The organism is Actinokineospora bangkokensis (assembly GCF_001940455.1).
GTDB classification, from domain to species: Bacteria; Actinomycetota; Actinomycetes; order Mycobacteriales; family Pseudonocardiaceae; genus Actinokineospora; species Actinokineospora bangkokensis.
Map to the genome: position 1 here is coordinate 33,782 of NZ_MKQR01000008.1, position 20,136 is coordinate 53,917.

Genomic DNA, 20,136 nt, shown 5'->3' on the forward strand with positions numbered 1-20,136 from the left:
CACCACGCGGCAGGGGATCGGCGGATCAGGCGGCGCTGCGCCGAGCGCGCAGGGCCTCCAGCGCCTTGTCGGCGTGCACGGCCATGCGCAGCTCGCTCTTGACCGTCTCCAGCACCGTGAAGTCGGTGTCGATGACGAAGGTCTTGCGCTTGGTCAGCAGGGGGCCGAACTTGCGGCGCACGCCGAACTGGGTGGCCACGGTGCCGTCTGGGTCGGACAGCAGGGGGTAGTCGAAGGAGTTGATCGACGAGAACTGCGCCTGCTTGTCCACCGAGTCGGGGCTGATGCCGACGCGGTGGGCGCCGACCTCGGCGAACTCGGTGGCGAGGTCGCGGAAGTGGCAGCTCTCCGCGGTGCAGCCGCCGGTCATCGCGGCGGGGTAGAAGAACAGCACGACCGGGCCGGTGGCCAGGAAGCCGCTCAGGGACCGGTCGGCGCCGGTCTCGTCCTTGAGGGTGAAGTCTGCGACCTTGTCCCCGACGTTCACGGGTGTCTCCAGGGGTGTTGGGGGCGGGTGTGACCCGCACTGGCTTACCAGGGCGTCGACCCCGGGGGGTCAGGGGGTGGCGGGCTCTTCCGACACCGGCTTGTGGGCGAGCAGTTCCGCGCGGGTGCGGGGCAGACCGGAGGAACCCGCGGGGGTGGGGCGCACGGCGAGGACCTGGTTGACGCCCATCCGGTTCTCGGCGAAGGCCAGGCCGCCGCCGACGAGGTAGAGGCGCCAGATGCGGGCCTGCTCCTCACCGACGATGCCGACGAGCTCGTCCCACTTCGACTCCAGCTCCTCGGCCCACGCCTGCACCGTCCACAGGTAGTGCTCGCGGATGGACTCCACGTCGCGGACCTCCAGGCCCGCGTCCTCCAGGAAGTCGATGGTCTGGCCCACCGGGCGCATGTTCATGTCCGGGGCGATGTAGGTCTCGATGAAGGCCCCGCCGCCCTGCGCGGTGGCGCCCCGGGACATCTGCTGGAGCAGCAGGCGGCCCTCGGGCTTGAGCATGCGGTGCAGGGTGGCGGCGTAGACGGGGTAGTTGCCCGCGCCGACGTGCTCACCCATCTCCAGGGTGCCGATGGCGTCGAACTGCCCGTCGACCTCCTCGTCGAGGTCGCGGTAGTCCTGCAACCGCACCTCCACGCGGTCGGCCAGGCCCTCGCGGTCGAGCCGGTCGAGGATGAACTGCCGCTGCTCCTTGGACAGGGTGATGCCCAGGACCTCCACCCCGTAGTACTTCGCCGCGTGCACCGACAGCGACCCCCAGCCGCAGCCCACGTCGAGCATCCGCATGCCGGGGCGCAGGCCCAGCTTGGTGCACACCAGGTCGAGCTTGTCGCGCTGGGCGTCCTCGACGGTGTAGCCGGGCTCGCGGGAGGTCCAGTACGCGCACGAGTACGCCATCTGCGGGTCGAGCACGCGGCGGTAGAACTCGTTCGACAGGTCGTAGTGGTGGGCGATGGCGTCGCGGTCGCGGGCCTTGCTGTGCTCCTCGCCGCTGAGCACCGCCTCCGCGGCGGGGATGGCGGGCCTGCGCCCGAGCACGCCCAACCGGGCCGCGGTGCCGAACATCCGCACCTTCTCCTTGAGCGACAGGCGCGGCGCGCTCAGCTTGGCCTCCCGCTGCAACGCCCAGAACAGCGCCAGCGCGGCGTACAGGTCGCCCTCGACGTCGAGGTCACCGGTGACGTAGGCGCGGGCCAGGCCCAGCTCGTTCGGGTCCCACAGCAGCCTGCGCAGGCCGCGGCGGCTGCGCACGACACCCACCGGCCCCCCGGCGGGCCCGGCCTCGCTGCCGTCCCAGGCGCGCAGCCGGATGGGCAGGGGCGCGCCCAGCACCCGCTCGGCGACCTGGGCCAACGTGGTTGCGACTGGTGTCGATCGGGCCACCTCGGGCTCCCTCCATCGGTGCTGGTGCTCCGGCCCGCCCCGCGCACCGCGGGTCGGGCCGAAGGGGATTCGGCGCCCCGCCCGCACCGGATTGGGCGGTTCCGAGCGGACCGGGGGTGCTGCCATCATCAGGCGGTGAGCACCACTGCGACCAGCACCGCACCGGCCAGCACCGCACCGGCCAAGCTGCGGGTGGCGCGCGCGATCAGCGAGGTCTTCGCCCCGGCCGTCGTCGTCCTGCTGCTGCCGCTGGCCGTGGCTTGGGCGGCCACCGGGCACCACCCCGGGCTGACCCTGCTCTGGGGGTTGGAGGTGGCGCTGTTCTCCAGCGCGATCCCGATGGTGTTCATCGTCCGGGGTGCGCGGCGCGGCCGCTGGGACACCCACCACGTCCGCGACCGGGAGCACCGCGCCGTCCCGCTGCTGTTCGGGCTCGCCTCGACCCTGGTGGGGGTGGGCATCCTCGTGGTCGGCGGCGCCCCGCGCGACGTGCTCGCCCTGTCGCTGGCGATGGTGGTGACCCTGGTGGTGTGCATCCTCATCACCCGCCGCTGGAAGGTCTCCCTGCACACCGCGGTCGCCGGGGGAGCGGTGGCGATGACGACCCTGCTCTACGGCCCGTGGGCGCTGCTGCTGCTCGTGCTGCTGGTGGCTGTCGCGTGGTCGCGGGTGGTGCTGGGCGACCACACCGCCGCGCAGGTTGTGGTCGGGGCGCTGGTGGGCCCGGTCTTCGGGGGCGTCGTGTTCCTGCTCGTGCGGTAGCGCGGGCGTGAACCTTCCGGTGGCGCGCTGATACGAAACCAGGACCACCGCCGATTGACCCGCTGACGGAAGTCCACGGCGGAACCAGGGCGGCATGGCAGCGACATTCGGCACCTACCGGCTCGACGCGGAACTCGGGCGCGGCGGGATGGGCATCGTCTACCGCGCGTTCGACACCGAGCTGGAGCGCCACGTCGCGCTCAAGGTGCTGCCCGCCGCGCTGTCCGGCGACGCGGACTTCCGCGAGCGGTTCCGCCGCGAGGCGCGCGCCGCGGCCAAGCTGTCGGCGCCCGAGGTCGTGGCCATCCACCGCTTCGGCGAGGTCGACGGCCGGATGTTCCTCGACATGCGGCTCATCCCGGGCCCCGACCTGGCCGAGCTGCTGCGCACCGGCGGCCCGCTGGCGCCCGCCCGCGCGGTCGCGGTGGTCTCGCAGGTGGCGGCGGCGCTGGACGCGGCCAAGGCGCAGGGCCTGCTGCACCGCGACGTCAAGCCCGCCAACGTCCTGGTCGAGCCCGGCCCGCCCGAGCGCGCCTACCTCGGTGACTTCGGCATCGCCCGCAGCCTCGACCCCACCGACCGCTCCATGCTCACCAGCACCGGCTCCGCGATCGGCACGCTGGACTACATGGCTCCCGAGCGGTTCACCACCGGCGAGGTCGACCACGGGGTCGACGTCTACGCGCTGGCCTGCGTGCTGTTCGAGTGCCTGACCGGGCGCAAGCCCTTCCCCGGTGACGGGGCGCTGGCCATGATGCACGCCCACTGCTACGTCCCGGCGCCGGTGCTGCCCGGCCCGCTCGGCCCGGTGATCGCCCGGGGCATGGCCAAGGACCCCGCCCAGCGCCCGGCCTCGGCCGGGGCGTTCGCCCAGGAGGCCCGGGACGCGCTCGCCCAGCTGTCGGGCGGGTGGACCGCGCCCCTGCTGTCTGGGCCGGAGCAGGCCCGCGCGCACACCGGCACCGGCCCTGGGCAGACCGGTGCTGGACAGACCGGCCCTGCGCGGACCGGCACCGGTCCGCAGGAGGTGGGCACCGTCCACCTCGACCAGCCCACCGCGGTGCACGAGGCGGAGACGGCGCTGGCGCACGCCCCCAGGACGTTCTCGCCGCCGACCTACCCCACCGGCCCGCAGCCCACCGCGGTGCCGCCGCGCACGGGCTTGCCGAAGTGGGTCATCCCGGTCGCCGCGGCGGCGGTGGTGCTCGTGGTGGCGGGCTTCGTGTTCGTGCCCAAGCTGTTCGACGGGCAGGCGCCCACCGGGCTGGCGGGCGGCGGGTCGCCGTCGAGCTCGGCCGAGGCGCCCGCGGTGCAGGCGGCGGGGACGTGCGACACCAGCCGCGGCACCCTCTCGGTCGGGCTCATCGCGCCGCTGTCGGGTGATCTGTCCGCGCTGGGGCTGGGCATCAAGAACTCGGCCGGGCTGGCGGTCGAGCAGGCCAACCAGCGCTGCGCGGTGCCGGGGTACCGGCTGGCGCTCAAGGCCCAGGACGACCAGGCGACCCCGGAGGTCGGGGCCCGAGCCGCCACCGCGCTGGCCGGGGACACCGCCGTGGTCGGCGTCGTCGGCACGCTGAACTCGTCGGTGGCGATGGCCACCGCGCCCGTGCTGGCCGCCAAGGGCATCGCGCAGGTGTCGCCCGCCAACACCGCCGACGCGGTGACCCACGACGCCTCGGGGCTCAGCAGGCGGTTCCCCAACTACTTCCGCGTGGTCGGCGTCGACTCGCTGCAGGGTCCCTTCGCCGCCGAGCACCTCGCCTCGCGCGGCATCCGCAGCGTCGCGGTCGTCGACGACGGGCTCACCTACGGCGTCGGGCTCGCGACCACCTTCACCGCCCGCGCCAAGGCGCTGGGCATCACCGTCGTGGCGGAGCAGCGGGTGTCCGACCGGGACACCGACTTCACCGAGGTGGTGCGGGTCGTGGGCGCCGCCCGGCCGCAGGCGGTGTACTTCGGCGGCCAGTACCCGCAGGGCGGCCCGCTGTCGAAGCAGCTGGCCGGGCTCGGCGTCCCGCTCGTCGGCGGCGACGGCGACTTCGACACCCAGTACGTCGAGCTGGGCGGCCGCGACGGCGACCTGGCCACCTCGGTCGGGGCGCCCGCGGAGGAGCTGTCCGGGGCGCGGGAGTTCGTTGAGGCGTATGCGGACGCGGACTACCGCGAGGCGTACACCGTGTACGGCCCCTTCGCCTACGACGCCACCAACGTGATCATCGAGAGCACCGCCGCGGCGCTGCGCGGCGGCGACTGGTCGACCGCCAAGCGCGCGGACGTCGTGCAGGCCATCGGCAGGCACTCCGCGGACGGCATCACCGGCCGCATCTCCTTCGACGAGTTCGGCGACATCGAGGACCCGGTGCTGTCGGTCTACCGGGTCAGCGGGGGCCGCTGGGTCACCGAGCACACCGGCGTCGCCACCCGGTAGCACCCCCGCCCAGCGCAGTTCCACCACAGGGGCTGCGCCAGCCCGGTTGTCGTTGTGCCGGGCTGCCTCGCGGGGTGCAGGCGGCCGTGGTGCCAGGTCGGGGACGGTGCCGGTCTACCTCGCGGGGTGCAGGCGGCCGTGGTGGTCGGTCGGGGACGCTGCCGGGCGGGGACGCGGGGGCGGGTGGCGGGTTGGATCAGATTCAGTAGTCGGTGCGGTCGGTCTTGCCCTGCCACGCGCTGAACGGGCCCGCCTCGGTGCCGGTGCGCTGGTGGGCGACCGCCAGCGGCCAGCGCTCGCGGGGCAGGCCGAACACGTCGTAGAACACCCGGTCGTCGAAGCCCGCCGCCTCGGCGTCGTGCCGGTCGGCGGCGTAGAGCACCGAGTCCACCCTGGCCCACAGCGCCGCGGACAGGCACAGCGGGCACGGCTCGCAGCTGCTCACCAGCACGCAGCCGGTGAGCTTGAAGTCGCCCAGCGCCCGGCAGGCCGCGCGGATGGCCACCACCTCGGCGTGCGCGGTGGGGTCGAGGTCGGGGGTGACCCGGTTGACCCCGGTGGCCACGACCTCGCCGCCGCGGACCACCAGCGCCCCGAACGGGCCGCCGCCCGCCGCCACGTTGCGCTCGGCCAGCCCGACCGCCTCGCAGAGCCAGTCGTGTGCGCTCATCTGCTGCTCCCGGAGGCGGTGTCGGCGGCGGGCGCCGCGGTGCTCGGCGGCCTCGTCGGCGCCCCTGGACGAGAGGGCATGGTAGCGCTGACGACCCCTGCCGGGGGGCCGGGCGCCACCGGGCAGCCGGGCGCGCGTCCGCATGGCGTACATCACTCGGAGATCCGATATTCCGAGGGTTTATTGGGCTCTGACCAGGCACGGGCGCCGCGGGCGCCGTCGACGTGGGCGAACGCGGTCGCGCGGGCGGTTCCCGGGCCCGGCGCGCGTCGCTACGGTCGGGTCGTACCGGGGCTACCGACGGGTAACGACGCCTGTCGCACCCCCTGTGCTTGCCCATCCGATAGTAGGACGTCAAACTATTCACACCGCCGACGGCGCCGTCGGCCCCGCTCGTCCCCCGGAGGTCCCCATGTCCGCTGAGCTGCACCGTCCGGCCCACCCGGTGCGCTTCATCACCGCGGCGAGCCTGTTCGACGGGCACGACGCGGCCATCAACATCATGCGCCGGATCCTGCAGTCGCAGGGCGCCGAGGTCGTGCACCTCGGGCACAACCGCTCGGTGCGCGAGGTCGTCACCGCCGCCGTGCAGGAGGACGTGCAGGGCGTGGCCATCAGCGCCTACCAGGGCGGCCACGTCGAGTACTTCAGCTACCTGGTCGAGCTGCTGGCCGAGCAGGGGGCGGGGCACATCAAGGTCTACGGCGGCGGGGGCGGGGTGATCGTCCCCGACGAGATCGCCCTGCTGCACTCGCGCGGGGTCGCGCGCATCTTCTCCCCGGCCGACGGCCAGCGGCTCGGCCTGGCCCGGATGATCAACCTGATGGTCGCGGAGGCGGACACCGACCCGGCCACCCTGCCCGCGCCCGACCCGGCGGCCCTGCTCGCGGGCGACCACGCCGCGCTGGCGCGCACCATCACCGCCATCGAGGCGGGCACCCTGGACCCGGCGCTGGCCCAGGCCATCGAGGCCGCCCCGCGCACCGCCCCGGTGCTCGGCATCACCGGCACCGGCGGGTCCGGCAAGTCCTCGCTCACCGACGAGCTGGTGCGCAGGCTGCGGCTCGACCAGCAGGACAAGCTGCGGGTGGCGGTCATCGCCGTCGACCCCACCCGGCGCAAGGGCGGCGGCGCGCTGCTCGGCGACCGGATCCGGATGAACTCCCTCGACGGCGACCGGGTGTTCTTCCGCTCGCTGGCCACCCGCACCGCGGGCGCCGAGGTGCCCGACGGGCTCGCCCAGGTCATCGCCGCCTGCCAGGCCGCGGGCAACGACCTGGTGGTGGTGGAGACCCCCGGCATCGGCCAGGGCGACGCGGCCATCGTGCCCTTCGTCGACACCTCGCTGTACGTGATGACCCCGGAGTTCGGGGCGGCGTCGCAGCTGGAGAAGATCGACATGCTGGACTTCGCGGACGTGGTGGCGATCAACAAGTTCGAGCGCCGCGGCGCCGAGGACGCCCGCCGCGACGTCGCCCGCCAGCTCGTGCGCAACCGCGAGGCGTTCGGCCGGTCCTGGGAGGACATGCCCGTCTTCGGCACCTCCGCGGCCACCTTCAACGACGACGGCGTCACCGCCCTCTACCAGGAGCTGCGCGGCCTGCTCGGGGCCAAGGGCGTGCCGTTCGCGGACGGCACCCTCCCGGTCGTCACCGGGCGCACCTCCACCACCGCCGCCACGGTCGTGCCGCCCCAGCGCGCCCGCTACCTGTCCGACATCGCCGAGGCCGTCCGCGGCTACCACCGGCGCACCGAGCAGCAGGTGGAGGCCGTCGCGGAGCACTCGGCGCTGACGCGCGCCCGGCAGGCCCTGGAGCGGGCGGGCGCGGGCACCGACGACATCGCCAAGCTCACCGAGGAGGCCGCCGACCGCCTCGACCGCGACACCGCCGCGCAGCTCGCCGCCTGGCCCGAGCTGGCCGAGCGGTACCGGGCCGACGAGTTCGTGGTGACGATCCGGGACAAGCAGCTGCGCACCGCGCTGTGGCGGGAGACGCTGTCGGGCAACCGGGTGCCGCGGGTGGCGCTGCCGCGCTTCGACGACGACGCCTCGCTGCTGCGGTTCCTGCGCAAGGAGAACCTGCCCGGGTACTTCCCCTTCACCGCCGGGGTGTTCCCGTTCAAGCGCGACGGCGAGGACCCGGCGCGGATGTTCGCGGGCGAGGGCGACGCGTTCCGCACCAACCGCCGGTTCAAGCTGCTGTCCGAGGGCAACCCGGCCACCCGGCTGTCCACCGCGTTCGACTCGGTGACCCTCTACGGCCGCGACCCCGACACCCCGCCGGACGTCTACGGCAAGATCGGCACCTCCGGGGTCTCCATCGCCACCCTGGACGACATGAAGGCGCTCTACGACGGCTTCGACCTGACCTCGCCCACCACCTCGGTGTCGATGACGATCAACGGCCCGGCGCCGACGATCCTGGCCTACTTCCTCAACACCGCCGTCGACCAGCGGGTCGCGGCGTTCACCGCCGAGCACGGCCGCGAGCCCTCGGCCGACGAGCGCGCCGAGCTGACCGCGTGGGCGCTGGCCAACGTGCGCGGCACGGTGCAGGCCGACATCCTCAAGGAGGACCAGGGCCAGAACACCTGCATCTTCTCCACCGAGTTCAGCCTGCGGATGATGGCCGACATCCAGGAGTGGTTCATCCGCAACAGGGTCCGCAACTTCTACTCGGTGTCGATCTCGGGCTACCACATCGCCGAGGCCGGGGCGAACCCCATCAGCCAGCTCGCCTTCACCCTGGCCAACGGGTTCACCTACGTGGAGTCCTACCTGGCCCGCGGGATGCACATCGACGACTTCGCGCCCAACCTGTCGTTCTTCTTCTCCAACGGCATGGACGCGGAGTACTCGGTGATCGGCCGGGTGGCCCGGCGGATCTGGGCGGTGGCCATGCGCGAGCGCTACGGCGCGGGGGAGCGGTCGCAGAAGCTCAAGTACCACGTGCAGACCTCCGGCCGGTCGCTGCACGCCCAGGAGATGAACTTCAACGACATCCGCACCACCCTGCAGGCGCTGTGCGCGCTCTACGACAACGCCAACTCCCTGCACACCAACGCCTTCGACGAGGCCATCACCACCCCGACCGAGTCCTCGGTGCGCCGCGCCATGGCCATCCAGCTCATCATCAACCGGGAGTGGGGCCTGTCGATGAACGACAACCCGCTGCAGGGCTCGTTCGTCATCGACGAGCTGACCGACCTGGTGGAGGAGGCGGTGCTGGTGGAGTTCGACCGCATCTCCGACCGCGGCGGCGTCCTCGGCGCGATGGAGACCGGCTACCAGCGCGGCCGCATCCAGGACGAGTCGATGCTCTACGAGCACCGCAAGCACGACGGCAGCCTCCCGCTCATCGGCGTCAACACCTTCCTGCCGCCGCGCGGCGAGGAGGACGAGGTCGTCGAGATCGAACTGGCCCGCGCCACCGAGGACGAGAAGCGGTCCCAGGTGGACCGGGTCCGCGCCTTCCAGCGCGACCACCGCGAGGAGGCCGAGGCCGCGCTCGCCCGGCTGCGCGCGGTCGCCGCCACCGACGGCAACGTGTTCGAGGTGCTGATGGACGCCGCCCGGGTCTGCACCCTGGGCCAGATCACCACCGCCTTCTTCGAGGTGGGCGGGCAGTACCGGCGCAACGTCTGACCGGAGCCGACAGCCCGGGCCTCGCCGCGGCGGGACCCGGGCTGTCGGCTGTGCGGGCGGGTGCGAGCGGGTCGGGGCGCGCTGTGCCGATCATCGGTGGTGTGACTGCTAGTAATACGCAGTTATCTTTCGGAACCGGCACTTCGGGGGCGGTTACTGATGGGGAAAGCAGTTCGCGTGCCGGCTGACCTGCGGTAATCCTTTCGGTGTGTCGTGCGTCGCATCGCGAGGGGTACTCGGCGGTAATTGCGCAGAGTGGCCGCGTGCCTCTCCCCAGTTCGCGCCGCATCCGCCAGTCCTCCGGTGCCCCGGGCGCCCGCATCGCGGGCTTCGGGGCGCACCGCCCGGGGGCGGTGGTGGGCAGCGCCGAGATCGCGCGGCGGTTCGGGCGCACGGCCGAGTGGGTGCGCGAGCGCACCGGGATCGTGGCCCGTCGCCACGCCGCGGGCGAGACCCGGGAGGCGATGGCGGTCGCCGCGGGCGCGCGGGCGCTGGAGCGGTCCGATGTGGACGGCTCGGCGGTGGACCTGGTCGTGGTCGCCTCCTGCTCGGCCGAGTCGCCGCGCACCGGGCTGGCGGCGCTGGTGGCGGACGGGGTCGGGGCGGTGGGGGCCGCGGGCTACGACCTCAACGCCGCGTGCGCCGGGTTCTGCTACGCGCTGGCGGTGGCCGCCGACGCGGTGCGGGCGGGGTCGGCGCGCTGCGTGCTGGTGGTCGGCGCGGAGAAGATGACGTCCTGGGTGGACCCCGCCGACCTGGGCACCTCCATCATCTTCGGCGACGGGGCGGGCGCGGCGGTGGTGGTCGCCGCCGACGAGCCCGACATCGGCCCGGTGGTGTGGGGCAGCGACGGCTCCCAGGCCGAGCTCATCGACATCCCCGTCGGCGTCGGGGTGATGCGCATGCAGGGCCAGGCGGTGTTCCGCTGGGCCACCAACGCGGTGCACCCGGTGGCCCTGCGCGCCTGCGAGCAGGCGGGCGTGGTGCCCCGCCAGTTGGACGCGATCGTGCCGCACCAGGCCAACCTGCGCATCGTCGAGGCCCTGGCGCGCAAGCTCGACGCGCCGGACGCGGTCGTCGCCCGCGACGTCGTCGACGCGGGCAACACCTCCGCCGCCTCGATCCCGCTCGCCCTGGACCGGCTGCTGGCCGAGGGCGACGTCAAACCCGGCGGCCTGGCCCTGCTGATCGGCTTCGGCGCCGGGCTCGCCTACGCCGCCCAGGTCGTGCGCCTGCCCCGGTCGCTGCCCGTGCCCTGACCGGCCCTGCCCCGACCGCTCAGCGCAGCGCCCGGAAGAAGGCGCGCAGGTCCGCCACGAGCAGGTCGGGGGCCTCCATCGGGGCGAAGTGGCCGCCGCGGGTGAACTCGGACCAGTGCACGACGGTGTTCTGCTTCTCCGCGATGCCCCGGATGGTGCTGCCGCCGGGGAAGACCGCCACCCCGGTCGGCACACCCGAGTCGGCCAGGTGCTGCCCGCGGGCGAGTCGGACACGGCGGGGGCGAGCGTGTGCGGGTGGGTGCCGTGCGCGGCCGCGTAGCCCGGGGTGCCCCTGCTGCCCCAGTCCCGCAACAGCGCCAAGTTCTCCTGGTCGTCCGCGCTGTGAGGTGGGCGCCCACGACGTGCGCGGTGTCGACCCGGCCCAGCTCCGGGGCGATGAACGAGCCCGCGTCGCCGCCGTGGGCGCCGTAGCGCCGATCAGCGCTGGATGATCGAGCGGTACCAGTGGTAGGAGTCCTTCGGCGTCCGCCGCTGCGTCTCGTAGTCGACGTGGACCAGGCCGAACCGCTCGCGGTAGCCCGCCGCCCACTCGAAGTTGTCCGTGGCGGCCCAGGCGAAGTAGCCGCGCACGTCGGCGCCCTCGGTGATGGCGCGGTGCAGGGCGCGCAGGTGGGCGTCGTGGTAGTCGATGCGGGCCTGGTCGGGCACCCGGCCGTCCACCGGGTCCGGGTCGTGGAACGAGCAACCGCTCTCGGTGATGTAGAGCGGGGGCAGGGCGTCGCCGTAGCGCTCGCGGAACATCCGCACGGTCTCGGCCAAGCCCTCCGGGACAATGGGCCAGCCGAAGTCGGTCAGTGGGTACTCGGTGATCCTGCGCGGCTCGAACGGCAGGCCCGGCGGCAGCATCGCCCCCTCGACGTCCCGCTCACCGCCGCCCCCCGCCGCGCCGACGCGGGTGGGCCGGTAGTAGTTGACGCCGAACCAGTCCAGCGGCTGCGCGATCGTCGCCAGGTCCGCGGCCACCGGCCCGGGGATCAGCGCCGTCAGCTCCGGCGCCGGGTACTCCCCGCGCAGCACCGGGTCCGCGAACAACCAGTTGACCAGCGCGCTGTAGGTCTCCGCCGCCGACTCGTCGTCCTCGGAGCCCGACGCGGGCCACACCGGGCCGTGGTTGCTCGCGATGCCGATGCCGGTGCAGCCCGCCGCGCGCAGCGCCTGCACCGCCAGCCCGTGCCCGAGCAGCTGGTGGTGGGCGGCGGGCAGCGCCTGGAACCCCAGCGCCCGGCCCGGGGCGTGGTGGCCCAGCGCGTAGCCGAACATCGTCACGACCACGGGTTCGTTGAGCGGCATCCACATCCGCACCCGGTCGCCCAGGCGCTCACCCACGACGGCGGCGTACTCACCGAACCGCTGCGCGGTGCCGCGGGACAGCCACCCGCCCGCGTCCTCCAGGGCCTGCGGGGTGTCCCAGTGGAACAGCGTGGCCGCCGGGGCGATCCCGGCCGCGCACAGCTCGTCCACCAGCCGGTCGTAGAAGTCCAGCCCCGCCGGGTTCACCGCCCCCGAGCCCGCGGGCACCACCCTGGGCCAGGCGATCGAGAACCGGTAGGCGCCCACGCCCAGGTCGCGCAGCAGGGCGACGTCCTCGCGGTAGCGGTGGTAGTGGTCGGCGGCCACCGCGCCGGTCGCGCCGTCGAGCACCCGGCCCGGCTCGGCGCAGAAGGTGTCCCACACCGACCGCCCGCGCCCGTCCTCGTCGACCGCGCCCTCCACCTGGTAGGCGGCCGAGGCCACCCCCCACAGGAAGCCGTCGGGGAAGGTGGGGAACGGCTCGGCCATGGGGGCGCTCCTGGGCGGCGGGCTCGGGGACTAGCGAACGCCCTTGATCTTGTAGACCAGGGCTGCGCCGAGCAAGCCGATCCCCGCCGACACCAGGTACAGCACCGCGTAGCCGCCCAGGTGGCGCACGATCGGCGCGGCCAGCACCGGGGAGAGCACCTGCGGCAGCGTGTTCGCCACGTTGATCACCCCGAGGTCCTTGCCCCGGTCGGCCGCGGCGGGCAGCACCTGGGTGACCAGGGCGAAGTCCACCGAGGTGTAGGTGCCGAAGCCCAGGCCGAGCACGGCGGCGGCGATCACCGCGCCGGGCCAGGTCGGCCAGGCCACCATCAGCGCCGCCGCGGCGGCCATCACCAGCCCCGACCCGGTGACGAACACCCGCCTGCGGCCGGTGCGGTCGGACCACACGCCGCCGAGCACCACCGTCGACAGCAGCGCCACCGCGTAGGTCGCGGTGAGCACCAGCACCCCGCCCTCGGGGTCGGCCACCCCGACCTCGTCCTTGAGGTAGTACAGCAGGTAGAGCAGGGACAGCGCGTTGCCCAGGTTCATCAGGAACCGGGTGGCCCACGCCCAGCCGAAGTCGGCGCCGAACCCGCGCGGCCAGAACCCGGCGGCGAAGGACCGGGCGTTCCAGGCGGGCCGGTCGGCCGCGGCCAGGTGGGTGTCGCGGCGCAGCAGCACGAACGGCACGCTGGCCAGCACCACGAACACCGCGCACGCGGCGTACCCGCCGACCACCGAGCCGCCCGCGGCCGCCCCGCCGCCCACCGCCAGCCCGGTGCCGGTGAGCACGCCCGCGGTCTGGGCCAGGCCGAACCAGCCGCCCACCGCGCCCCGCCGCTCCTCGGGCACCTGGTCGGGGATGGCCGCGGCCAGCGCGGCGAACTCGGCGTTGAGCGCGATCTGCACCACCGACCAGCCCAGCACCATCACCGCCACCGACTCGGCGGTGGCCAGCAGCAGCAGGCCCGCCGCCCCGGCCAGCGCGCCGCCGAGCACCCACGGCAGCCGCTTGCCCCAGCGGCCCGCGGTGCGGTCCGACAGCGCGCCCCACAGCGGGTTGGCCAGCATCGAGCACAGCGCGCCCACCGCGGCGACCGCGCCGAGCACCGACTCCTTGGACCCGCCGGCGGCGATGAACTCCGCCTGCCTGGCCAGCAGGATCTGCAACGGGCCGAAGAACCCGACGTTGACCGCGAGCGCGGCCAGCGCCAGCGCGGCGGTCCAGCGCCGCGGCGGGGCGGCGCGCGGCGCCGGCGGGGCCGCGGGGCCCGGCTGCGCGTTCAGGGTCATGCGGCCTCCGGCGGTGGGGACGACCAGCAGCTCGGCTGGGGAGGTCGAATCAGGATGGGTCGACATCGGGAATCCCGTCAAGGGCGGGCCGCCGGGGTGCGCGGCGTGGGGTGGGGGAGGCGGCGGTGCTGGTCGGCGGCGGTGACGGCGTCGGTGGTGGTGGCGTCGGTGGTGGTGGCGGGGGCGCGGCGGGCAGCGCTCACCGGGCGGGTGGCGCGAACTCGCCAGGCCGGGGGCGCAGCCCGAGCAGCCACTGCACCGCCTGCTCGCAGCGCGCGGCGGCCCGGCCGTCGCCGAACGGGTTCGACGGCGGCCGCCTGCGCACCCGGCTGAGCACCAGCTTCTCCGCGATGCGCGCCACCACCGCGCGGTCCGGGCCCGCCGTCCACGGGTGGCCCGCGCGGTCGGGCTCGGCCCAGCCGCCGCGCTCGCCGCCGACCACCAGCACCGGGACGCCGAAGGTGGGCGCCTGCTCGGCCAGCGCGGCCGAGTCGGTCACCGCGGCCGCGGCGGCCGAGAGCAGGGCCAGCAGCGCGGGCTGCGGCAGCGGGTCGGTGATGGTGACCCGCACCAGCCGCCCGAGCAGGTCCTCGGCGCGCTCCCGCAGCTCCCCGGCGGCGGGCAGCACCACCTCCAGGTCGGGGGTGGCCAGCACGAGGTCCCCGACGCCGCGCAGCACGGCCGAGGCCGCCTCCCGGGACCACCGGTCCGGGTCGAGCACCACCGGCACCACCCTGGCCCGCCCGGCGGCGACGGCCGCGGCCAGCTCGCGCACCCCCGGGTCGGCGTGCCCGGTGTGCCGGTCGAGCGCGGCCAGGGCGGCGTCGACGGCGGTGCTGCCCACGGTGAGCACCTTCGGGCCGGTGTGCGCCTCCTCGGCCAGGTTGGCCACCGCGTCCGGGGTGGCGGCCAGGTGCAGGGAGGACACCTGGGCGATGAGCCGTCGGTGGCCCTCCTGCGGGAACGGGGCGGTCAGGTCGAACGAGCGCACGCCCGCGTCCAGGTGCACCACCGGCACCTGCTGGTAGAAGGCGGCCATCGCGGCGCTGAACGCCGTGGCGGAGTCGCCCTGCACCAGCACCGCGTCGGGCTCGCGGCCCGCGAAGACCTCGTCGAGGTCGGCCAGCAGCGCCGCGGCGCAGGACCCGTCGCCCTCGGCGGGCGCGGGGGCGGTGGTGTGGTCGGGGGTGAGCCCGAACTCGGCCAGCGCGGCCACCGCCCCGGCCGCCCCGGTGCCGCAGGCCAGCACCAGCGGGCGCACCCGGTCGCGCTCGCGCATGGCCACCACCACCGGGGCCAGCTTCACCGCGGAGACCGCGTCGCCCACCACGACGCACACCCTGGGCACCCGCCCGGGAGGGCACGGCGCGGGCAGGGGGACCAAGGTGTTCGCCACCCGCACCACCCCTTCACCGCCCGCATTCCCCTGACAGCCGTATAGCGCGGGACGCGGTCGACGTTACCGGCGGTAGGACGTGGTTTCCTGGCGAAACACCCACCTGATCGGGTGGCTCTCACCGAATCGGCACCACCGGTCGCCACCCACCGCCGAACCCTGGTGGTGGAGTGCGGAGAACGCGCGGGCGGTGAGGGGAAACAGCGCAGGCGCGGATGATTCCGAGCATTTCCGCGCGCGCTCCCGAGTGCCGCGCGGAACGCCGAATTCACCCGCTCGGTGGCACTGCCACCGGGTGCGTGGAACGGGTTCGTCAGCCCGAGGAGCGGCGCGAGTTCTGCAACCGGGTGGCGTACACGGCGGCCTCGGTGCGGCGGTCGAAGCCCAGCTTGTGCAGCAGCGTGGAGACGTAGTTCTTCACCGTCTTCTCCGCCAGGTACAGCGACGCGGCGATCTGCCGGTTGGTCATCCCCTCGGCGATCAGGTCGAGGATCTTGCGCTCCTGCGGGCTCAGCGAGGTGTAGCGCGGGTCCTCGGCCTCGCGGCCGCGCAACCGGTCGAGCACGGTGGCGGTGACGCCCGCGTCCAGCAGCGAGCCGCCGCCCGCCAGCGTGCGCACCGCGGAGACCAGGTCGTTGCCGGTGACCTGCTTGAGCATGTAGCCCGCCGCGCCCGCCATGATCGCGCCGAAGAGCGCCTCGTCGTCGGAGAACGAGGTGAGCATCAGGCACGCGGGCGGCGGGTCGACCAGCGAGCGGACCTCCCGGCACACCGTCACGCCCTCGCCGTCGGGCAGCCGCACGTCCAGGATCGCCACGTCCGGGCGCACCGCCGGGATCCTGGCCATCGCCTGCGCCGCGCTCGCCGCCTCGCCCACGACGTCGATGTCCGGCTCCACCTCCAGCAGCTGGCGCAGGCCGCGCCGCACCACCTCGTGGTCGTCGAGCACGAACACGGAAATGCTCATGGGCGCCCCTCCAGGCCGCGCGTGGCCGCCGCGGCGGCCGTCCACCCCAGGGGGACCGACCAGTCCACCCTCGTCCCCCCGGCGGGCCCGCGCTCGATCGCGCACCGGCCCGCCCACCGCGTCGCCCGCTGCGCCATGTTGGCCAGCCCGCTGCGGTGCGACAGGCCCTCGGGCAGGCCGCGGCCGTCGTCGTGCACCGCCAGCTCCAGCCGCGTCGCGCGGCGGTCGACGGCCACGGTCACCTGCACGCCCGCCGCCGCCGCGTGCCGCACCACGTTGGACAGCGCCTCGCGCAGCGTCGCGATGAGGTCCAGCGCGATGTCGGCGGGCACCACCGAGTCCAGCGGCCCCTCCAGCCGCACCGTGGGCTCGTAGCCCAGGGTCACGGTGGCGTCGGAGATCACCCGCAGCACGTCGCCGCGCAGGCTGTAGGGCCCGTTCACCGGCTGCTGGAGGGAGAAGATGCTGCGCCGCAGCTCGCGGATGGTCTGGTCGATCTCGGCGATGAAGCCGCCGACGCGCTCCGGGGCGTCGGCGGCGGCCGGGTCGCGCTTGAGCGCCTGCAACCCCAGCCCCAGCGCGAACAGCCGCTGGATCACCAGGTCGTGCAGGTCGCGGGCGATGCGGTCGCGCTCCTCGAACAGCGCCAACCGCTGCTTGGCGCGCTGGGCCTCGGCGAAGCCCACCGCCATCGCCGCCTGGTTGGCGAACTCGTGCACCATCCGCGCGTCGGTCTCGTCGAAGGGCGCCGCGCCGCGGGCGCGCAGCACCACCAGCACGCCCACCGGTGTCCGCCCGCCGGTCATCGGGGCCAGCACCGCCGGGCCCAGCTCCGCGATCCCGTCGGGCAGGGTGGCGAAGGTGCGCGCCGAGCGGGAGCGGGTCGCCTCCGCGACCTCGCGCACCGAGCGGGTGCGCCCGGTGCTGAACGCGTCACCGGTGAGGCTGTCGACGGTGGTGATCCTGGCCCCGGCCATCTCGTCGGCGAAGCGCCCGTCGGCCACCCGCACCACCAGGTGCTCGGGGTCGTCCGGGGTCGCCACCAGCGCCAGCTCCGCGCCGGAGACCTCGCGCGCCCGGCGGGCCAGCAGCGCCAGGCCCTCGTCCTCGGCCAGGCCCCCGGTGCGCAGCTCGGCGGTGACCTCGGTGGTGGCCACCAGCCACCGCTCGCGGCGCTGGCTCAGGTCGTAGTGGCGGGCGTTGGTCACCGCCATGCCCGCCGCGGCCGCGAGCGCGACCAGCACGTCCTCGTCCTCGGCGGTGAACGAGCGCCCGCCGGTCTTCTCGCCGAGGTAGAGGTTGCCGTAGACCTGCTCGCGCAGCCGGATCGGCACCCCGAGGAACGAGCGCACCAGCGGGTGCCCCGGCGGGAAGCCCCCGGCCGCCGGGTGCGCGGCCACCTCGTCGAGCCGCAGCGGGCCGTCGTGGTGGGTGACCGCGCCGAGCACGCCCTCGCCCACCGGCAGCCGCTCGATCGCCGCGGCCTGCTCGGGGTCGAGCCCGGTGTGCATCAGCTCGGCCAGGGTGCCGTCGGGGCCGAGCACGCCCAGCGCGCCGTAGCGGGCGCCCACCAGGTCGCAGCCCACCCGCACGATGCGGCGCAGCACGTCGGGCAGGGACAGGTCGCTGGCCACCGACAGCACCGCGTCGAGCAGCTGGCGCATCCGCTCCTGGGACAGCTCGGCCGCCGCGGCCCGGTCGACCAGGCCGCGGAACAGCGGGTCGCGCAGCAGACCCGGCGGGGCGGGGTCGGCGGGGTCGGTCGTCGCGCCGGGGTCCGCGGTACGGGGCTCGGCGGTACCGGGGTCTGCGGTGCGGGGGTCTGCGGGGAGCGCATCGGCGGGGGGCGGGTCGTTGAACACCGCAACCGGTTCCGGACCCGGCTGCGCGCCCGCGGGCCGGGTCCGCCCCGGCGCCGCCGCGTTCCCGGCACCCGTCTCCAGCACGGCCTCCCACCGCTCCGGCGAAAATCCCGCACCGGCAGGCGCGGGATTCGACGCCCCCGCGCGCCGAACGCGCGGCGAACACCCCGCGGCGTGCGGGATGGGTTGCCTGAGCGTCCCGGAGATCGAGCCCGCGCGCAAGGTCGCGAGCCCGATGTCACCGCTCTGCGCCGGCGTTGGACTCCGCCCTTTCGGAATCATTGTTGGTGAGCGCTTTTCGGCATTCCGCATTCCCGGCGGAATCGCGCGCGGCTACCCGGGAGGCGTTTGCGCGGCGGGCGCCAGCCAGCGCAGCGACCACCGCCCCGGCCCGCCGCGCAGCACCGCCCGCGCCAGCGGCACCACATCGATGCGCCAGTACGCCGACGGGTCGGCGCCGAGGGCGTGCACGACCGCCGCCCGCACCACCGACGGGTGGGTCACCGCCACCACCGGCACCGGGTCCGGGGGCCGCTCGTCGAGCCAGCCGCCCACCCTGACCACCAGGTCGGCCACCGACTCCCCGCCGTGCGGGGCGGCGGCGGGCTCGGTGAGCCACTGGGTCACCGCGTCCGGCTCGGCCGCGGCCACGTCGTCGAGGGTGCGCCCGCGCCAGCCGCCGAAGTCCAGGTCGCGCAACCGCTTGTCGGTGATCGCCGCCAGGCCCAGCGCGGCCGCGGTCTGCGCGCACCGGGTCTCCGGGCCGCGCAGCGCCACCGCCACCCGGCCCAGGTCCGCGGCGGCGGGCCCGGTGTCGAGCAGCGGTTCGTCGCGCGGGAACGCCGCGGCCCTGGTCGCGGCCGTGGCGCCGTGGCTGACCAGCGTCAGGCGGGTGCTCACCTACGCCCCCTGAACTGGCCGGACCGTGTGGGCCACGGCGCGTTGACACTGCACTCGGCGCTCCCATAGGTTGTCGGACTGACCGTGATGGTATGAGGAAGCCGGTGTGAACCCGGCACGGCCGCGCCACTGTGACGGTCCCGGGTCAGCCCGGGGCCGGAGTCAGACCCTCCACCGTCGACACCCTCGACCCGTCGGGCCGCGTGCAGCCTGAGGAGGCACCCCATGACGACGCCTGCCGTCGCTCTCCCCACCCCCATCCCCGTGAGCATCCCCGTGCGGCAGATCCTGCCCTACGCGGTGTTCGCCGGGATCCTCTCGCTCATCGTGCTGTACTTCGTCGGCGCCGAGCAGGGCGCGCTGGCGGTGTTCCAGGGCACCTACGTGCACGAGCTGGTGCACGACGCCCGCCACCTGCTCGGCTTCCCCTGCCACTGAGGTGACCACGACCGACACGACGGCCGGGCCCCGCCCGGCCGTGTTGAACGTGCGCTCGCTGCTGGTGTGGGGGCTGCTCGCGGGCCTGGTGGGCGGCGTGCTCGCCTTCGGGTTCGCCGAGGCCTTCGGGGAGCGCTCCGTCGACGCCGCCATCGCCATCGAGGAGCGGGGCGCGGCGGCGCCCACCGACGACCACGGTGACGGCGCGGGCCACTCGCACGACGAGGGCACCGCGTCCGGCCACTCCCACGGCGACGACGGGGACGAGGTCATCTCCCGGGAGTTCCAGTCCACCGGGGGCCTGGCCATCGGCACCCTCGCCTACGGCTTGGGCCTGGGCGGGTTGTTCGGCCTGGCGTTCGCCTTCGCCTACGGGCGGCTGGGCCCGGCGAGCCCGCGCGGGACCGCGGTGGCGCTGCTGGGCATCGGGTACACCTCGGTCGTCCTGGTGCCGTTCCTGACCTACCCGGCGAACCCGCCCGCGGTGGGCAACGGCGACACCATCGGCCAGCGCACCGGGTTGTTCTTCCTGGTGATCGCAGTGTCCCTGGTGCTGGCCGTGCTGGCGGTGGTGGTGGGCCGCAAGCTCGTCGACCGGCTGGGCGGGTGGACCGCCGTGCTGGTGGCGGCCCTGGGCTATGCCGTGGTGATGACGGTGGTGGCCAAGCTGCTGCCCACGATCCAGGAAGTGCCCGCGAGCTTCCCTGCGGCGACGCTGTGGGAGTTCCGGATCGCGTCCCTGGGCACCTCCGCGGTGCTGTGGGCGGGCATCGCCATCGCCTTCGCGACCCTGCTGCACCGCGGGCTGACCAAGGCCCGCTAGTCGATCC

At 74.6% G+C, this 20,136-nt stretch carries 17 protein-coding genes; 6 read left to right on the plus strand and 11 right to left on the minus strand.

Annotation, left to right across the window (positions count from 1 at the left end):
• Positions 1-25: 25 nt before the first annotated feature.
• Both BJP25_RS07970 and BJP25_RS07975 read right to left on the minus strand, forming a co-directional pair.
• A complete protein-coding gene (locus tag BJP25_RS07970; RefSeq protein WP_075974186.1) occupies positions 26-487 on the minus strand; it encodes a peroxiredoxin in 462 nt (153 codons plus the stop codon).
• A gap of 69 nt (positions 488-556) precedes the next feature.
• Positions 557-1,882 carry an SAM-dependent methyltransferase gene (locus BJP25_RS07975; protein ID WP_075974187.1) on the minus strand — a complete coding sequence of 442 codons (1,326 nt, stop codon included), beginning with the start codon at positions 1,880-1,882 and terminating at the stop codon, positions 557-559.
• 135 nt (positions 1,883-2,017) lie between these two features.
• Here BJP25_RS07975 and BJP25_RS07980 point away from each other — a divergent pair, with 135 nt between their 5' ends.
• Positions 2,018-2,644 (plus strand): hypothetical protein, encoded by a 627-nt coding sequence (locus BJP25_RS07980; protein WP_084793783.1) that lies wholly within the window; start codon positions 2,018-2,020, stop codon positions 2,642-2,644.
• A 94-nt stretch (positions 2,645-2,738) separates the two neighbouring features.
• Positions 2,739-5,072, plus strand: a complete 2,334-nt coding sequence (locus BJP25_RS32065; RefSeq protein WP_084793784.1) for an ABC transporter substrate-binding protein — start codon at positions 2,739-2,741, stop codon at positions 5,070-5,072.
• Between the two features lie 202 nt (positions 5,073-5,274).
• On the opposite strand, the gene BJP25_RS07995 is transcribed toward BJP25_RS32065, so the two are convergent.
• Positions 5,275-5,742, minus strand: a complete 468-nt coding sequence (locus BJP25_RS07995) for a nucleoside deaminase (protein ID WP_075974188.1) — start codon at positions 5,740-5,742, stop codon at positions 5,275-5,277.
• Between the two features lie 412 nt (positions 5,743-6,154).
• Between BJP25_RS07995 and icmF the strand changes: the two genes are divergently transcribed.
• The gene (gene icmF / locus BJP25_RS08000) at positions 6,155-9,388 is read left to right on the plus strand and encodes a fused isobutyryl-CoA mutase/GTPase IcmF (RefSeq protein ID WP_075974189.1); all 3,234 of its coding nucleotides are present in this window, start codon (positions 6,155-6,157) and stop codon (positions 9,386-9,388) included.
• Positions 9,389-9,651: 263 nt separating this feature from the next.
• Positions 9,652-10,647, plus strand: a complete 996-nt coding sequence (locus tag BJP25_RS08005; RefSeq protein WP_233157964.1) for a beta-ketoacyl-ACP synthase 3 — start codon at positions 9,652-9,654, stop codon at positions 10,645-10,647.
• Between the two features lie 19 nt (positions 10,648-10,666).
• Here BJP25_RS08005 and BJP25_RS34535 read toward each other — a convergent pair whose 3' ends face one another.
• From BJP25_RS34535 to BJP25_RS08035, 8 genes are all read right to left on the minus strand, one after another.
• Positions 10,667-10,828 (minus strand): hypothetical protein, encoded by a 162-nt coding sequence (locus tag BJP25_RS34535; protein ID WP_198943390.1) that lies wholly within the window; start codon positions 10,826-10,828, stop codon positions 10,667-10,669.
• Between the two features lie 257 nt (positions 10,829-11,085).
• On the minus strand, positions 11,086-12,447 hold the full coding sequence (locus BJP25_RS08010) for a GH1 family beta-glucosidase (protein ID WP_075974190.1): 1,362 nt from the start codon (positions 12,445-12,447) through the stop codon (positions 11,086-11,088).
• Positions 12,448-12,477: 30 nt separating this feature from the next.
• Complete coding sequence (locus tag BJP25_RS08015; RefSeq protein WP_075974191.1) at positions 12,478-13,743, minus strand: MFS transporter; 1,266 nt, start codon at positions 13,741-13,743, stop codon at positions 12,478-12,480.
• A gap of 77 nt (positions 13,744-13,820) precedes the next feature.
• Entirely contained in the window at positions 13,821-13,946 is a 126-nt protein-coding gene (locus BJP25_RS36100) for a hypothetical protein (protein ID WP_269844527.1), read from the minus strand.
• Positions 13,943-15,139: a UDP-N-acetylglucosamine 2-epimerase gene (locus BJP25_RS08020; protein ID WP_143218946.1), complete on the minus strand. Its 1,197-nt coding sequence runs from the start codon at positions 15,137-15,139 to the stop codon at positions 13,943-13,945. Before BJP25_RS08020 ends, BJP25_RS36100 begins: the two co-directional genes overlap by 4 nt.
• A 313-nt stretch (positions 15,140-15,452) precedes the next feature.
• Positions 15,453-16,106: a response regulator gene (locus BJP25_RS08025; protein ID WP_075974290.1), complete on the minus strand. Its 654-nt coding sequence runs from the start codon at positions 16,104-16,106 to the stop codon at positions 15,453-15,455.
• Positions 16,103-18,052: a GAF domain-containing protein gene (locus BJP25_RS08030; RefSeq protein ID WP_233157965.1), complete on the minus strand. Its 1,950-nt coding sequence runs from the start codon at positions 18,050-18,052 to the stop codon at positions 16,103-16,105. Before BJP25_RS08030 ends, BJP25_RS08025 begins: the two co-directional genes overlap by 4 nt.
• A gap of 249 nt (positions 18,053-18,301) precedes the next feature.
• On the minus strand, positions 18,302-18,868 hold the full coding sequence (locus BJP25_RS08035; RefSeq protein ID WP_075974192.1) for a histidine phosphatase family protein: 567 nt from the start codon (positions 18,866-18,868) through the stop codon (positions 18,302-18,304).
• A 225-nt stretch (positions 18,869-19,093) separates the two neighbouring features.
• Between BJP25_RS08035 and BJP25_RS08040 the strand changes: the two genes are divergently transcribed.
• Together BJP25_RS08040 and BJP25_RS08045 are read left to right on the plus strand one after the other, a co-directional pair.
• Positions 19,094-19,306, plus strand: a complete 213-nt coding sequence (locus tag BJP25_RS08040) for a CbtB domain-containing protein (protein ID WP_075974193.1) — start codon at positions 19,094-19,096, stop codon at positions 19,304-19,306.
• A 1-nt stretch (position 19,307) separates the two neighbouring features.
• Complete coding sequence (locus BJP25_RS08045; RefSeq protein WP_233157966.1) at positions 19,308-20,129, plus strand: CbtA family protein; 822 nt, start codon at positions 19,308-19,310, stop codon at positions 20,127-20,129.
• Positions 20,130-20,136 lie beyond the last annotated feature (7 nt).

What these genes read in the sequence shown, in the direction of transcription:
- BJP25_RS07995 (WP_075974188.1), bottom strand. Translation starts at nt 5,742, where the DNA reads ATGAGCGCACACGACTGGCTCTGCGAGGCGGTCGGGCTGGCCGAGCGC.
- icmF (WP_075974189.1), top strand. Translation starts at nt 6,155, where the DNA reads ATGTCCGCTGAGCTGCACCGTCCGGCCCACCCGGTGCGCTTCATCACC.
- BJP25_RS08040 (WP_075974193.1), top strand. Translation starts at nt 19,094, where the DNA reads ATGACGACGCCTGCCGTCGCTCTCCCCACCCCCATCCCCGTGAGCATC.
- BJP25_RS32065 (WP_084793784.1), top strand. Translation starts at nt 2,739, where the DNA reads ATGGCAGCGACATTCGGCACCTACCGGCTCGACGCGGAACTCGGGCGC.
- BJP25_RS08010 (WP_075974190.1), bottom strand. Translation starts at nt 12,447, where the DNA reads ATGGCCGAGCCGTTCCCCACCTTCCCCGACGGCTTCCTGTGGGGGGTG.
- BJP25_RS08015 (WP_075974191.1), bottom strand. Translation starts at nt 13,743, where the DNA reads ATGACCCTGAACGCGCAGCCGGGCCCCGCGGCCCCGCCGGCGCCGCGC.
- BJP25_RS08025 (WP_075974290.1), bottom strand. Translation starts at nt 16,106, where the DNA reads ATGAGCATTTCCGTGTTCGTGCTCGACGACCACGAGGTGGTGCGGCGC.